The sequence below is a fragment of the Aedoeadaptatus coxii genome (assembly GCF_001553115.1).
Lineage (GTDB): Bacteria > Bacillota > Clostridia > Tissierellales > Peptoniphilaceae > Aedoeadaptatus > Aedoeadaptatus coxii.
Window position 1 is genome coordinate 43,042 of record NZ_KQ960178.1, and the last position, 15,182, is coordinate 58,223.

The window sequence follows — 15,182 nt, forward strand, 5'->3', positions numbered from 1 at the left end:
GACAATAGAATAAATAAAACGAACTCTCGCAAGCTTTGCGGGAGTTTTTATTTGGCAAAAATCGATGAGTTTCTACAAATATATTTCCGCGAGGTGATTGTAAGATTCTAAAATCAGGCGTATAATGATGAAATACCATTCATAATTTAGAACGGTAAAGCAAGAAAATGTTTTTTAATCAGGAGGTTACCATGGAAAGAGTTTTTAATTTTTCTGCAGGGCCGTCGACGCTCCCCGTCGAGGTTTTGGAAAAAGCATCTAAAGACATGATGAACTTTAACGGTAGCGGCATGTCCGTAATGGAAATGAGCCATCGAAGTTCAGAATACGGCGCGATCCAAGCGGATGCCAAGGCTTCCCTTCGATCTCTTCTTTCATTGGACGAAAACCACGACGTCTTATTTTTACAAGGCGGCGGTTCTTTGCAATTCACAATGATTCCCTTAAATTTACTCTCTGAAGAAGATTCAGCATCCTACGTAATCTCCGGCTCCTGGGCGAAAAAAGCCTATCAAGAAGCTGAGAAGCTGCGAAAGGTAAATGTCATGTCGTCTTCGGAAGAAGACGGCTTTTCTTATTTTCCGGAAATTTCCGCCGACAAGATGAAGCCCACGGACAAATACATTTACACCTGTGTCAACAATACGATTTACGGCACGCGCCTCGCCCCTGAAAAATTAGCATCAGTAGACGCCACCTTGGTCTGCGATATGTCGTCGAATATTTTGACGGAATCCTACGATTTTAATAAACCCGGCCTTATTTTTGCCGGCGCGCAAAAAAATCTCGGCGCCAGCGGCGTGACCGTCGTCGTCTTAAATAAAGAGCTCCTCGCTACAAAAGAAGGGGAACTCCCCACCATGCTCGATTACAGAACCCATATTGAAAAAGACTCCATGTTCAACACGCCCCCTTGCTACAATATTTACATTTGCGGCTTGGTTCTGGATTGGGTGAAACGCATGGGCGGCGTCTCCGCCATGGAAGCGCGAAACAAGGAAAAGGCGAAACTTTTGTACGACACCATCGACAACAGCGCGCTCTTTAAAAACAACATTCCCGAAGGGGATCGTTCCCTTACGAATATCGTCTTCGTCACGGGATCGAAGGATCTGGACGCCGAATTTGTAAAAGGCGCCAAGGAAAAAGGCATCGTCAATATCAAAGGCCACCGAAGCGTCGGCGGCATGCGGGCAAGTCTTTATAACGCCATGGAACTTGAGGGTGTTAAGCGACTTGTAGATTATATGAAGGAGTTTGAACGAAACAATGGCTGACTTTATTACTGATCAAAAGAAAACCTATAAAATAAAAACCATTAATAATATTTCCGAAGAAGGGCTTAAGCTTTTGCCGGATAATTTTATCGCCGGGCCCGATATTGAAGATCCCGATGCGATTCTCGTAAGAAGTGCCGATCTTCACGATTACGAATTTACGAAAAATGTGCGCTTTATCGGAAGAGCCGGCGCGGGGGTCAACAATATTCCCGTGGATCGCTGCTCGGAACTTGGCATCGTCGTCAGCAAGGCGCCGGGAGCCAATGCCAATGGCGTCAAAGAATTGGCGCTTACGGCGCTCCTCTTAGCGTCGAGAGATGTTTTAGGCGGCATCGACTGGGTGCGCAATTACGGAAAAGACGATATTGCAAAAGCCGTGGAAAGCAATAAAAAGCGTTTTGCAGGACCGGAACTTATGGGGAAAACCCTGGGGATTATCGGTCTCGGCGCTACCGGGCGCAGAGTGGCGAAAATGGGTATCGACATGGGCATGGACGTCTACGGCTACGATCCCTTTCTTTCCATTGGAAATGCCCTTCACCTGGACACGCGGGTCAATGTAGTGGAGGATGCGAAAGATCTTTTTAAAGTATGCGATTACATTACCATCCACATTCCCTACACGCCGGATACGAAAAATTTCGTAGGGGAAGAACTCCTTTCCGTGGCAAAAGACGGCGTGCGCCTTATTAACATTGCCCGAGGCGGCCTCGTGGATTTAAAAGTGCTTAGAAACTATTTGGAATCGGGAAAAGTGGCGAAATACGTAGTGGATTTCCCCGATCCCGAGTCCGTTACCCTTCCCAACACCATTAACATTCCCCACTTAGGCGCCTCCACGCCTGAGAGTGAAGAAAATTCGGCGAAGATGGTGGTGCGCCAAGCGGTAGATTACCTCACCAACGGCAACATTCGCTACTCCGTCAACTTCCCCGACAGCAACATGGGCACCTGCAAGAGCGTGGCGCGGGTGACGGTCAATCACCGCAACATTCCCAATATGATCGGTCAAATTACGGCGGTGCTTGCGGAAGAACATATTAACATCGCCAATCTTTTGAACCGCCACCGCACGGAATGGGCGTGCACCATGATCGACGTCGACTCCCCGGTGAACGAAGCGTTACGGGAAAAAATCCTCGCCATCGACGGCGTGGTGCGCGTGCGCTTTTTATAAGGTGTATTATGGTTAAAATCAGAGCATTTCGAGCCGTTCGGCCAAAAAATGAGTACGCAAAAGAAGTAGCCGCCCTTCCCTACGATGTCTTTTCCGTAGCCGAGGCGCGGGAAGAAATTCGCCGCCATCCGAAATCCTTCCTTCAAGTGGATCTTCCGGAAGCCACTGTTGAAGGAGAAGTGGAAGGTTCGGTTAATAAAATCGGGAAGCAACATTTCGATCGGATGCAAGAAGAAGGCCTTTTTTACAGAGAAGAGGCCCCTTGCCTTTACGTCTACGAATTGGAGCGAGACGGATACAGACAGCGGGGTTTAATGTGCCTCGCTTCCGTGGACGATTATCTCGACGATAAGATAAAAAAACACGAAAAGACCCGGAGGGAAAAAGAAGAAAATCGCGTGGACCACATCGACACGTTGGACGCCCAAACCGGCCCTATCTTTTTAACCTATCGTAATCAAAAGGCAATCGACGCCTTAATCGACGAGGCGATGAAAAAAGAGCCCCTGGCCTTTACCACAGATGACGACACGACTCATCGCCTGTGGACGATTGACGATGGGTCTGTCATTGGCGAGATCGTGGAAAACTTTAAATCCCTGGATGCTCTTTACATCGCCGACGGACATCACCGCTCCGCATCGGCGGTGCGCGTCGGCGAAATGCGCCGAAAAGCCTACGGACCCGGGAACGACGAAACCCCTTACAATTACTTTATGGCCATCGTCTATCCGGCGGAAGAATTAAAGGTTTACGATTACAATCGAGTGGTGGCCGATTTAAACGGCCTCACCTTAGAGGAATTTCTCGAAAAAATCGGCGACAACTTTTCGGTAGAAGAAGAAAAAGCCGAAGTCCATCCCCGTGAAAAAGGCGAGTTCGGCATGTTTGTCGACGGCAAATGGTATCGCCTCCGCTACAAGGGCGAGGCCATCGACGATGTGATCGAAGGCTTGGACGTTTCCATTTTGCAAAACTTTTTGCTCGCCCCGGTTTTGGGGATCGGCGATCCGAGAAGCGATAAACGCATCGATTTCGTCGGCGGCGTGCGCGGATTAAAAGAGCTGGAGCGGCGCGTAAAAGAGGATATGACCGTGGCCTTTTCCATGTTCCCCACGTCTTTAGACGATTTAATGGTCGTGGCCGACGCCGGCAAAGTCATGCCGCCGAAATCTACTTGGTTTGAACCGAAACCGAGAAGCGGCCTGTTTATTCATCCTTTAGAAACGAAGTAGAAAAAAGAATCCCCCTTTCCTACATGGAGAGGGGGATTTTTGCGTTTATTTGTAAAAACTCATGGCGGCGACGAGAATGCCCGTGTTCGGGTAGTTTTTATCGCCGTAGGTTGCTCCCGCGTAATTTTCGCAGGCCATAAAGCGGTAATCGGGATCTAAAAGGTTGGCGCGGTGGCTCGGGCTCGCCATCCACAGGCGGAAGGATTCGGCGGCGAGAAAGTTGGGATCGGCGAGATAGGATCGGTTTTTTTCGTCGCCGTAGGGCAATCCGTACATTAAGAGGTTTTCTCCGATGTGAGGGCGAGGATCGAAGGGAAGGTAGCGAAAGGCGGTATAAAAGGGCGTGCCGTTTTGCCGTTTGTGGCGCTTACCTTTGATGCGTATGTCGCCGTATTCCGCCAGCTCTTTGGCGCGGAGGGTCGTGCCTTTTTGGAGGGAGACCATGTATTGCAAGGGCCTGAGATTGTTTTTTCTCCGCGCATCGTTGACGAGGCGAAGTATTTCTTCCCGGTAAAGAGTCTTGTCGAAGGAGGTGCCTTCGTTGAATCCCTTCATTTGTTCCAAATAGAGTGTCTTCGGCGAAGGGATGTAGTTTATTTTCCCCCGGGATTCGGATGTTGCGTGGGCGTCGTAAAGTGTGGTAAAGACGTGGCGACGCAGAGCAGGTGCATTTGGCGGAAAGGACGCTGCGGAAAATTCCAAAGACTGTGCGATTTCCATCCAGCCCGTAGGCCAGGGAATGGGCGCAATATCGTCGGAAGTGGTGGCCGGCAATGCCATTAAACAGGCGATTTTTGCCACTTCCCCGTAGGTTACCGCCCGGTCGGGGCGAAAGCTGCCGTCTTCGTAGCCTGCCAAGAGGGGAAGCCCGTCGTTTTCTTTCAGGGAAAGGGCGTTAATAAAGCCGTTGGCCCAGTGGCTTTCCCTTACATCGGTGTAAGGGCTTTTTTTCGTTTTCATTCCGTCGGCATCCTCTCGACGATGTTGTAAACTGACGATCACTTTGGCCAGCTCCCCACGGGTAATGGGGCGATCCAAAGCGAGACCGGTACCGTCGCCTTCTACGATGCGGTTGTCGACGAAGGATTTGATTTTGTCCTCATCCCCCGTGGTTTTCGCAAAAGCGGGAAGGGGAAGGACGAGGAGAAAAATGAGGGCGAGTAAAAAGAATCGTTTCAAATCATGCTCCTTAAAAAAGAGCGGCTCGAAAGCCGCTTGATTTACGCCTTTTCTTCCTCTTCTTCCAAAAGCTTGATTTCCACGCGGGAAATGCGCTTGTCGGAAACGGCGAGGGTGGTGAGGCGAATGGAATTTTTGTAAAGTACGCTGTGTTTTTTCGTGTCTTCCGGCTCGGGAATAAAGCCTAAAAGTTCGATGGTAAGGCCGGAAATGGTTTCGTGATTTTCGCTTTCCAGATCGATGTTCAGCTCTTCGTTAATAGTGTTTAGCTCCATCATGCCGTCGGCCACGTAGGTGGAATTATTTACCTTTAAAATCGGCGGCATGTCGTCGTCGTATTCGTCTTCGATTTCGCCGACGATTTCCTCGACGATGTCTTCGATGGTGACCATGCCGGCGAGTCCGCCGTATTCGTCGATTAAAATGGCCAGGTAATTTTTCGTGCTCTGCAATTCCTGAAGCAAGCGATCGATATTTTTCGTCTCGGGCACGAAGTAAGGCTTTTTCATGACCTTGTCGATATCGATGGTTTCGTAATCCTGTTTGGCATATTCCACGAAAAGATCTTTAATGTAAATGGTACCGACGATATTGTCCGGCCCGTCGCGGTAAACGGGGACGCGAGAGTAGCCGGATTCCAGCATATCCCGAATCATGTTTTTATCGAAATCGTCGTAATCGATCATGTAAAGGGATGTACGCGGGGTCATAATTTCGTAGGCGAGTTTGTCGTCGAAGGCCATAATATTGACCATCATCACCTCGCCGCTTTCGTTGATGACGCCGTGTTGGTGGCCGACGCGGAGATAGCTTTTAATTTCCTCTTCGCTAATGTTTTTTTCCACATCTTCGGAATATTTTCCCGTGGCCTTTAAGACGGCGGTAGTGGAAAAGGAGAGAAAGCGAATATAAGGGGAGGCGAGTTTATAAAACAGGGCGATATATTTTGCAGATTTAAGGGCCGTTTTTTCCGTGTGTTGCAGGGCGACCCGTTTGGGAACGAGTTCCCCGAAGACCATGGTAAGGTAAGATAAAAACAAGAGGATTACAATAAAGGCGATGGTGTCGCCGTAGGGAATGCCCATGGAGGCGATGTGGTATGCCAAAAGGGCGCTTAAACTTCTCGCCGCAAGTCCTGCAGAGAAAAATCCCGCCAGGGTCATGCCCACGCGAACGGCGGAAATAAATCGCGTTTGATCTTCCGTCAATCGCAAAAGCGTGGCGGCACGTTTATCTCCTTCTTCCGCCATGTCCTCGATGCGTTGGCGATTTAAGGACACCATGGCGATTTCCGCAGACGCAAAAAAACCGTGGATAATCGTCAGGGCGACGATCAGTAAAAGTTCCGGTACGAGATCGGCAAGTTCCATTGAATAAAATCCTCCTTTATGTATATACGATTATACCCTGAAAAAGGGGAATGTGTAGGAAATATCGTGGAACGGGAGAATTTTTTGCTATACAATGGAAAAAGAGAAAGGAGAGACTATGGAGATTCAAAAGTTTATAGACTTTATTGACAAAAGCCCCACCTCTTATCAGGTGGCGCGCCATTTTATAGAAGAGGCCAAAGGGTTTACCATGTTGCGCCCGGAAGATACCTGGAAATTGGAAGAGGGAAAAGGATACAGCCTCGTCGTCGACGACGGCGGCGTCTTGCTTTTCCGCTTGGGTAGTTTGAACGACGATGAACTTGCCTTTAAGGCGGTACTGAGCCACACGGACAGCCCTCTTTTGAAATTACTGCCCGGCGGCGTACACGACATCGACGGCGGCGTGCGTTTCGACGTGGAACCTTACGGCGCCATTATTCGGTCCACGTGGTTGGATCGCCCCCTTTCCTTAGCCGGTCGCGTTCTCGTAGAAGAGGACGGGGTAAAGAGTATTCCCGTGGATTTCGGATATGCCCTCGCGACGATCCCCAATCTTGCGCCCCATCTTCACCGGGAAGTGAATACAGGTCACGTGTACGAACCGGGAAAGGATCTCGTGCCCCTCGGTGGCGAAAGTTTGAAAGACGGGGGATTTTTGAAAGAGCTCGCTAATGTGGCAGGCGTCAAAGAGGATGGGATTTTAGATTACGATCTTTATTTTTACGCCATGGAAAAGGCCGAAGCTATCGGCAAAAACGGCGAATGGCTTTCCGCTCCCCGTTTGGATAATCTCGCCACGGCCTACCCGGCTTTTTGCGCTCTCCTCGACGGAAAGCCGTCGAAGGCGACGACCATGCTTTACATTACGGACAACGAAGAAGTGGGCAGCTTGACGAAAAGCGGCGGCGACAGCAGTTTTTTTGCCAATGTGTTAAAGCGAATCGCCCTCTCCATCGGGGAAGAAGCTTTTTACCGCGCCCTTTCCCGCAGTTTTTTAATGAGCGCGGATATGGCACATGCCTACCATCCCAATTACGTCAATTTCTCCAACCCCTCGGCGTCGCCGAAACTCGGGGAAGGGGTGGCCATTAAAACCGGCGCGGCGAGAAGTTACGCCACCCAGGGCCACAGCAGCGCCCGCTTTAAAGCTTTGATGAAACGACAAAATCTGAAAGTGCAATACTTCGCCAATCCCCACGGGCAACGGGGCGGCTCTACCATCGGGCCTTTAAGCGTGCGCCACGTGGACATCGAGGCCATCGACGTGGGCATTCCCACATGGGCCATGCATTCCATGAGGGAAGTGGTTCATGTAGAGGATGTAAAGGATTTTTACAGCGCCATGAAGGCATTTTACGAAGACGATCGCTTTTAGTTGCAGAAAGAGAGGCAGTTGTGAGACGACATGGTAACAATTGGTTAAAGGGCGCCTTGGCCGCAGGGGCTGTTCTCCCTCAGCTGGCGCGCAAAATGGATAAGGTGCGCACGGACAAAGCGTACTACCGCTGGATCGAAGAGGGCATGAAGGACGACGCCGTTTTTTTAAGTGTAAACGACGGGCGGGAAGAGGGCATTTATCTTTCCGCCGTAGACGGTTTGCCCCTGGCCTTTACCATTATGAAAGCGGAAAATCCGAAAGGGCTCGTGCAAATTATTCACGGCGCTCAGGAACACAGAGGATATTATTTGGAGTTTGCCGAAAACTTGGCCAAGGCGGGCTACACGGTCTTTCTTTCCGACAACCGAGGCCACGGCGATTCCGTGTCGGAAGATCATCCCCGAGGCTATATTTCCTCAATCGACGACTTGCTCCTGGATCAGTACACGCTGACGGTGTATTTTAAACGCCGCTTTCCCGGACTTCCCATCACTCTTTTCGGCCATTCCTTCGGCTCTTTAATCGCGAGAAATTATATTATGGATCACGACGACATGATCGACAAATTAATTTTAACGGGGGTCGTCTGCTATCCTCCCTCGGCAAAACTCGGGCTGGCCGCGGGCAATATCGAGCGCTTTTTTACTAATGGCAAGCGAAGAGGCGCCTTGGTGACCTTAATGGATTCAAAGACCAAGGCGGCCTTAAATACCATCAGCAACAATCCGGAGTTTTTAAATTCCTTTAAGGGCGATAGAAAACTCGTGAGCCATTACCTGAACGGCGGCGCCATGGCCATTTGGGAAGCGGCGAGCCGATTAAAAGATTACAGGCGTTATAAAGTGAAAAATCCCGATCTCTCCGTCCTCGCTTTAAACGGATCGGAAGATCCTTTAACGGGCGGCGTGGAAGGCCTTACGGATACGGCGAAAACTTTTTATAATTTGGGGTATAAAGATTACGAAAACCGAGTATTCTCCCTTATGAAACACGACCTGCTCCACGAGGAGGCAACAGAGTATGTGATGAAGGATATCATCGGCTTTTTAGAAAGGTGATGATTTTTTGAGCTTTGATTTTTTAAAAGAAGCTGAATCAATTGAACGGGAATTAATCGCAAATCGCCGCTATATACACGCTCACGCCGAAACAGGTTTCGATGTGGCGGGCACGGTGGCCTTTGTAAAGGAAAAGTTGGAAGAATACGGGCTGCAACCGAAGCTCGTTACGGATAAAGGGGTAGTGGCGACCATCGGAAATGGCGAGCCCGTGATTTTGTTTCGCGCCGATATGGACGCTCTTCCGGGAGAGGAACTGGCGAATGTGGATTTCCGCTCGGAAAAGAACATGCACATGTGCGGACACGACATGCACACCACCATGCTTCTCGGCGTGGCGAAATTATTAAAGCGCCACGAATCGGAATTAAAGGGCACGGTGAAACTCGTCTTTCAGCCGGCGGAAGAGATCTTGAAAGGCGCCCTCTCCCTTATTGAGGCGGGGCTTTTGGAAGATCCCGCGCCTGAAGCCGCCTTTATGATTCACGTGAACACAGTGGACGAACCGGCCCTTTATATTAAGCCCGGCATTATGACCACGACCAATAATAATTTCCGCATCACCGTGAAGGGGAAAGCGGCGCATGGCGCCATGCCCGAATTAGGAATCGACGCCACCTATGTGGGCGCGAAAATCGTGACGGCGCTTCCGGAAATTGTGGCGCGGGAAATTCCCTTCGCGAATTCCGCCGTTATTACGACGGGTCATTTTGAGGCGGGGGATTCACCCAACAGCATTCCCGATCGGGCGATCATCGAAGGCACCATTCGCAGCTTCGATTCTGAAGTACACGATTATGTAAGAAACCGCGTCATCGACATGGCGAAGAGCGTGGCGAAAACCTACCGCGCCGAAGCGGAAGTGGAGATTTTATCGGAAGCGAAAATCGTAAACAACGATCCGAAACTAGCCAAGCTCGCGTGGAATGCGGCGGAATCGGCGGGGATCGACGTTCGGGAAGGAAACCCGGTTCAGGCGTCGGAAGATTTTTCCCACATCGCCGCCCGTGTGCCCTCTGTTATGATGATGCTCGGCGTGAAACCCGAATCGGGGGAAGTCTACCCACTTCACAATCCTCGTGCAGTCTTTAATGAAAGCAGTATGACATTAGGCGTGGCCGCTTTTTGCGCCATTGCCGTAAATTATTTTGGAGGTTAATATGGCCGTTGTAGAACTTACACTTATTCCCATTGGTACGGAATCCACATCTTGCAGCCCATACGTGGCGGCGGCTTACGATGCGGTTAAAGATAACGATAAAGTTGAAATTCGCTTAAACCCCATGGGCACCGTTTTGGAAGGAGACATCGACGAACTTTTCGCTTGTGTTCGTAAAATGCAGGAAGCCGTCTTCGCAAACGGCGCTCATCGGGTCTATTCTGTCGTCAAAATCGACGATCGACGGGATAAAAAAGGTAATTTGGATCAAAAGATCAATTCCGTAATGGAAAAGGTCGCAGATTCTAAAAAATAGTTAGGAAGCATTATGGAGAAAAAGCAAACACTGAAAAAACCTTTAAACGAACACTCGAAAATTAAACACACCATTGCCGTGTTAAGCGGCAAGGGCGGCGTGGGGAAATCTATGGTGACCGGGCTTATGGCATCGGAAATGCGTCGGAGGGGTCACAGCGTCGGCGTTTTGGACGCGGATATTTTAGGCCCTTCCATTCCCAAAATTTTCGGCGCCGACGAGCAGGTCTTTCAAACGGAAAAGGGCATTCGTCCCATTAAGACCTCTACGGGCATCGACGTTATGAGCGTCAATCTGATTCTCGACAATCCTACAGATCCCGTATTATGGCGGGCGCCTGTGGTGGGAAATATGCTCACCACTTTCTGGAGCGACGTCTACTGGGGAGAAAAAGATTACCTCTTCGTGGACATGCCGCCGGGAACGGGCGATGTAGCCCTTACGGTGTTCCAAACCATGTCCGTCGACGGGATCATCATCGTCACCTCGCCTCAGGATTTAGTGGCCATGATCGTGGAAAAGGCGTTGAAAATGGCGAAGATGATGGGCATTCCCGTCGTCGGCATTGTAGAAAACATGCAGTACTTTATCGCGCCGGACACCGGAGTGCGCTACGACATTTTCGGCGAAAGCAAGACGAAAGCCATCGCCGAAGAAAAGGGAATTCCCTATTTAGGCGGCTTGCCCATCGATCCGAAACTTGCCGAAGCGGCGGATCAAAGCAGCATTGAATTTTATGAAAACGAGGGATTAAAGGCTATCGGCGACAAGGTGGAAAAATTTAAATAAAAAGGTGGCTATGAATAAGGTATTAAGAGCTGTCATCATCGTACTCATCGTCGTTTTGCTTGCCTTTACAGGTTTTTCTTTCTATATCGGGGGACGAGTATTCGACGGCTTTTCCAATGGGGTGAGCAGAGAGGAAACGATCAAAAACGCAAAGGGTTTTGAGCGTCAGATTCATGAACTTGAAAAGAAATATGCTGTGAAAGAAGTTCTCGTTAAAGATTCCGGCGAGTCCGATGCAATCCCGGCCCTTCTTGTAAAAAGAGAGGGCAATCAAAATGTTGTATGTATGATTCACGGCATGGGCGGAACGAAAGAAACTTTGGCTCCTCTTATGGAAGGCTTTTTACAAAAAGGTTTCGATGTAATAGCTTATGACCAACGAAACTCCGGGGAGAATCAAAAAGAATATAATACTTTCGGAGCCTTGGAATCCCGAGATGCTTTGGCGGTCTTACATTATATTGCCCCCGCTTATAAAGGCGGCAAGGTTGCCTTATGGGGCGAATCCTTGGGGGCTCTTACGGCCGTTCTGGCGGCGGGAGAAGACGATTCTTTAATCGATTGCCTTATACTGGATTCGCCGGTGTCCGACGGGCGCGTTATGATAGAAAATGAAATGGTGTCCATTGCCGAAAGTCAGAACATTCCCATAGAGTATTTATCGGCGACGGGAAGTCTTTATTCAAAGTTTAAGATCGGCGCGTCTTTCAAGGATATGGACGGCGTTCGCGCTATGAAAAAGGTATCGAAACCGGTCTTAATTACGAATTCAAAAGACGACAAGCTGACGCCGCCTTCCATGGCGGAAGATTTATTCTCCGCCGTAGGCCACGATCAAAAGAAAATGGAGACGGTAACCGGCTACAAACACGCCACTTACCCCTATAGAAAGAATGATGAGTATATGAAGACGGTCGGCAGCTTTTTGGATCAATACCTCCAATAAGCCTAGCTGTCCCGACCATAACAGCTCGCGGTTCGTCCCTTGGGGATATTTCGCCCTTTATTTAGGTTCTATGTCAACCATTGGGGAGTCTAGTGAAAACTAGGCTCCTTTTTGTTTTCCCGTAGATCTTAAATCACTCGTCTTTCGCACAGACTAAGAGTATTTTGGTCCTGAAATGATGAAAGTTGCGCATCCCAAAAGCGACACGCTTCACTGTCTTAATCTGTTGTGCATTCCTTCTACGTAGCCATTATTCCATGGGCAGTCAAAGCTGTAGGTGATCTCAACGAACCAGTTTCTGTAGGCGCGTAAGCAGTAGCGCCATTCTTTTTGTCCGCTCTTTTCGGCACCGTCATTCGTTTCTGCTCCCGCTTCCGAACATTTTCCAATGACAATGGATTTGACGAATAAAATGGTACTGATCGAATATCTTTTTGCACAAAAATAAAAAAGGCTATGAGTTTCGACTCAAAGCCTTTTTTTATTTTCTATTCAAATTCCTTAATGTAGTCCCGATTGCCGAGCACCTCATTTAAAATAACCTCGTCGGTTTTTTTCATGCCGTAGCGCGCAATATTTCCCATAACTTTCAGAGTATCGTCGATGTCTTTTTTCACGACGCCGTCATTGGCGTGGAAGGATCGGCCCGCCACTGCCTGATCGTATGCCAAAAAGCCGTTGCGCAAACTGGAAGCGATCTTCATGGCGCAGGAAGCTTTTGCGCCGTCGCAGAGAATGCCGCCGTTGACGGCGAGGGCATTGGAAAGTGTTTCCTTTATGATCTCCTTATCGTCGCCATTTAAAAAGGCGATGCCGCAAATGGCGGCGGAAGCGGCGGAAACGACGCCGCAAAAAGCGGAAAGCTTGCCGATGTTTTTCTTTTGGTAGAGCCCTAAGAGATTGGAAAACAAAAGGCCTCTTAAAAGAGTTTCGCGGGGAAGATTTTTTTCTTTCGCATAGAGGATAAGGGGAACGGAAATGGAAATCCCCTGATTGCCCGATCCCGAATTAATGACCACCGGGTTTTCCGCGCCGGACATACGGGCGTCGCTTCCGGCGGCGGTATAGGCGGCGATTTTTTCCCGCAAATCGTCGGGGTGAGCGTCGAGAATCAAACGGCCGATGCCGGATCCCCAAGGATTGTCGATGCCTTCTTTAGCGATGGCGCCGTTGTATTGGATTTCAAGATTTAAAAGTTCTTCAAAATCTTTTAAATCTGCGGTTTGAGCGTAATCGTAAATTTGATCGAAGGTAAAATCGACCTGCACCTCTTCTTCCACACTTTCGTTTTTATGGAAAAGCACTTCTCCGTTTTTTTCCACGTGAACGATATTGGTGTGCTCGTCGACGATGCGAACTTTGGCGTAGGAATCGCCGGCGTAAGCCGTAATCTGAATGTAGAGATTAGCTACATTTTCTTTGAGGGCGATGTGAATGCGATGCTCATTAATAAATTGATCGCAGTCGGCGAGTCCGCTTTTGTCAATATGGGCGAGGACTTCCAATTCCTTTGAAGGATCACCTAAAAGAGCGCCGGCGGCGATGGAAATAGCGCTTCCCTTGCGCCCTTCGGTGCCGGGGACGTAGACGCTGTTGGCGTTTTTTATCATATTGGCGGAAAGATCGGCGTCGATTTTTTCAGGCACTTCGCCTAAAACTTCCCGAGCCTTGGCGGCAGCATATGCCAGGGCGATGGGCTCCGTACAGCCGAAGGCCACCTTTAATTCTCTTTTTAAATAATCTTTGTAGTTCATAACTTTTTCTCCTCATTTCATTCAATCCATTATAATCGATTTTAACGGGAACGACTATCGAAAATAAAATAAATTTTTCGTAAAACTTTTCGGCGGAATCAAAGGTCTTTTCTTTCTCTTAACTTTTACCGGTTTCATTAAGTAGGGATTTCGGTATATACTAAAATAAGAAAACGATTGTTGGAAAAAGGAGTATTGCATGAAATCTGATGTTATTATCGCCCTGGACTTTCCATCGGAGGAAAAGGCGTGGGCCTTTTTAGATCATTTTAAATCCTTAGAGGAAAAGCCTTTTGTAAAAGTGGGCATGGAACTTTTCTACGCCGCCGGGCCGGAATTTGTAAAGAAATTGAAGGCGGAAGGCTATCCCGTATTTTTAGATTTAAAATTACACGACATCCCCAATACGGTGGCAGGCGCCGTAAACTCTCTCAAGGGATTAGGCGTCGACATGCTTACGCTCCACGCATCGGGCGGGCGGGAAATGTTCGCCCGCGCGAAAGAGGCGATAAACGATATGGAGCATCCCCCCATTCTCCTCGGCGTCACGGTGCTCACGTCTTTTTCCGATGAAGGGCGTAAAGAGGCGCTCCTCGGCGAAAATCACAGCGTGGAAGAGACGGTGGAAGGCCTCGCGAAAATGGCGCTTTCCGCAGGATGCGACGGCATCGTCTCTTCGGCCATGGAAGGGGAATATCTCAGGAAAACCATCGGCTCCTCTTTCCCCTTGGTGTGCCCGGGCATTCGACCGAAAGGGGTGAGCGCCGGAGATCAAAAGAGGGTGGTGACGCCGGAGGATGCGCGAAAAATCGGCGTAGACTTTATCGTCGTCGGCCGCCCCATTACAAAAGCCGACGATCCCTTAAGCGCTTACTCCGCCATTCGACGTGATTTTTTAGGAGGTAATGAATGAAATCTGTTTGCGATATTTTACTTAAAATCGGCGCCGTCAGCCTTTCGCCCAATGAACCTTACACATGGGCATCGGGAATTAAGAGCCCGATTTACTGCGACAATCGCCTGATTCTTTCCTATCCCGAAGAGCGTAAAATCATCGAAGAAGGTCTCGCCGATCTTGTGGAAAAACATTTCCCCGACGCCGAAGGCATTCTCGGAACGGCGACGGCGGGCATCCCCCACGCATCCTACGTATCCTGGATTTTAAATAAGCCAAGCGGCTTTATTCGCGGTAAGGCGAAAGATCACGGCAAGAACAAGCGCATCGAAGGCGCCTTAAAAAAAGGCGAAAAAGTCGTAGTCGTGGAAGATCTTTTCTCCACGGGAGGCAGCTCCATCGACGCGGCCAAAGCCTGTGAAGCGGAAGGCCTGGAGGTCGTCGGTATCGTATCCATTTTCAGTTACGATTTAAAAGTCGCCGAAGATAATTTCAAAGCGTCGGGTTTTCAACATGTTTCCCTCGCCAACTTCCCGGAACTCGCCGATGTGGCGGTGGAACAGGGAAAATTAACGGCCGATGAACGGGATCGCCTGAACACATGGCGTCAAGATCCTTACGACAGCAGTTGGATTCATTAGGA

General features: G+C 49.3%; 15 protein-coding genes. 11 read left to right on the forward strand and 4 right to left on the reverse strand.

Annotation, left to right across the window (positions count from 1 at the left end; genetic code table 11):
• The first annotated feature begins 191 nt into the window (after positions 1-191).
• From serC to HMPREF1863_RS05325, 3 genes are read left to right on the forward strand one after another with little or no spacing between them, the layout of a single operon-like run.
• The gene (gene serC, locus HMPREF1863_RS05315) at positions 192-1,277 is read left to right on the forward strand and encodes a 3-phosphoserine/phosphohydroxythreonine transaminase (RefSeq protein WP_068368186.1); all 1,086 of its coding nucleotides are present in this window, start codon (positions 192-194) and stop codon (positions 1,275-1,277) included.
• Positions 1,270-2,457, forward strand: coding sequence for a phosphoglycerate dehydrogenase (locus tag HMPREF1863_RS05320; protein WP_068368188.1), 1,188 nt, complete (start codon positions 1,270-1,272; stop codon positions 2,455-2,457). Before serC ends, HMPREF1863_RS05320 begins: the two co-directional genes overlap by 8 nt.
• A gap of 8 nt (positions 2,458-2,465) precedes the next feature.
• Entirely contained in the window at positions 2,466-3,692 is a 1,227-nt protein-coding gene (locus tag HMPREF1863_RS05325; RefSeq protein ID WP_068368195.1) for a DUF1015 domain-containing protein, read from the forward strand.
• A gap of 45 nt (positions 3,693-3,737) precedes the next feature.
• On the opposite strand, the gene HMPREF1863_RS05330 is transcribed toward HMPREF1863_RS05325, so the two are convergent.
• Complete coding sequence (locus HMPREF1863_RS05330; protein ID WP_068368199.1) at positions 3,738-4,871, reverse strand: CAP and S-layer homology domain-containing protein; 1,134 nt, start codon at positions 4,869-4,871, stop codon at positions 3,738-3,740.
• Between the two features lie 41 nt (positions 4,872-4,912).
• Positions 4,913-6,241: a hemolysin family protein gene (locus tag HMPREF1863_RS05335; RefSeq protein ID WP_068368202.1), complete on the reverse strand. Its 1,329-nt coding sequence runs from the start codon at positions 6,239-6,241 to the stop codon at positions 4,913-4,915.
• A gap of 118 nt (positions 6,242-6,359) precedes the next feature.
• On the opposite strand from HMPREF1863_RS05335, the gene HMPREF1863_RS05340 reads away from it, so the two are divergent.
• The 6 genes from HMPREF1863_RS05340 to HMPREF1863_RS05365 are packed head-to-tail and all read left to right on the forward strand — an operon-like array spanning position 6,360 to position 11,890.
• Positions 6,360-7,619 carry a M18 family aminopeptidase gene (locus HMPREF1863_RS05340; protein ID WP_068368205.1) on the forward strand — a complete coding sequence of 420 codons (1,260 nt, stop codon included), beginning with the start codon at positions 6,360-6,362 and terminating at the stop codon, positions 7,617-7,619.
• Between the two features lie 20 nt (positions 7,620-7,639).
• Complete coding sequence (locus HMPREF1863_RS05345; protein ID WP_068368207.1) at positions 7,640-8,680, forward strand: alpha/beta hydrolase; 1,041 nt, start codon at positions 7,640-7,642, stop codon at positions 8,678-8,680.
• A gap of 7 nt (positions 8,681-8,687) precedes the next feature.
• A complete protein-coding gene (locus HMPREF1863_RS05350) occupies positions 8,688-9,839 on the forward strand; it encodes a M20 metallopeptidase family protein (RefSeq protein ID WP_068368209.1) in 1,152 nt (383 codons plus the stop codon).
• Position 9,840: 1 nt separating this feature from the next.
• Positions 9,841-10,155 carry an MTH1187 family thiamine-binding protein gene (locus HMPREF1863_RS05355; protein ID WP_068368212.1) on the forward strand — a complete coding sequence of 105 codons (315 nt, stop codon included), beginning with the start codon at positions 9,841-9,843 and terminating at the stop codon, positions 10,153-10,155.
• A gap of 12 nt (positions 10,156-10,167) precedes the next feature.
• Positions 10,168-10,944 carry an Mrp/NBP35 family ATP-binding protein gene (locus HMPREF1863_RS05360; protein WP_068368215.1) on the forward strand — a complete coding sequence of 259 codons (777 nt, stop codon included), beginning with the start codon at positions 10,168-10,170 and terminating at the stop codon, positions 10,942-10,944.
• A gap of 10 nt (positions 10,945-10,954) precedes the next feature.
• Entirely contained in the window at positions 10,955-11,890 is a 936-nt protein-coding gene (locus HMPREF1863_RS05365) for an alpha/beta hydrolase (protein ID WP_068368218.1), read from the forward strand.
• A 210-nt stretch (positions 11,891-12,100) separates the two neighbouring features.
• Here HMPREF1863_RS05365 and HMPREF1863_RS09470 read toward each other — a convergent pair whose 3' ends face one another.
• Both HMPREF1863_RS09470 and HMPREF1863_RS05370 read right to left on the reverse strand, forming a co-directional pair.
• Positions 12,101-12,313 carry a transposase gene (locus HMPREF1863_RS09470; RefSeq protein WP_157065090.1) on the reverse strand — a complete coding sequence of 71 codons (213 nt, stop codon included), beginning with the start codon at positions 12,311-12,313 and terminating at the stop codon, positions 12,101-12,103.
• Positions 12,314-12,378: 65 nt separating this feature from the next.
• Positions 12,379-13,644: an L-cysteine desulfidase family protein gene (locus tag HMPREF1863_RS05370; protein ID WP_068368221.1), complete on the reverse strand. Its 1,266-nt coding sequence runs from the start codon at positions 13,642-13,644 to the stop codon at positions 12,379-12,381.
• Positions 13,645-13,843: 199 nt separating this feature from the next.
• Here HMPREF1863_RS05370 and pyrF point away from each other — a divergent pair, with 199 nt between their 5' ends.
• Positions 13,844-14,557, forward strand: a complete 714-nt coding sequence (gene pyrF / locus HMPREF1863_RS05375; RefSeq protein WP_068368227.1) for an orotidine-5'-phosphate decarboxylase — start codon at positions 13,844-13,846, stop codon at positions 14,555-14,557.
• Positions 14,554-15,180 carry an orotate phosphoribosyltransferase gene (gene pyrE / locus HMPREF1863_RS05380; RefSeq protein ID WP_068368228.1) on the forward strand — a complete coding sequence of 209 codons (627 nt, stop codon included), beginning with the start codon at positions 14,554-14,556 and terminating at the stop codon, positions 15,178-15,180. Before pyrF ends, pyrE begins: the two co-directional genes overlap by 4 nt.
• Positions 15,181-15,182: the final 2 nt, after the last annotated feature.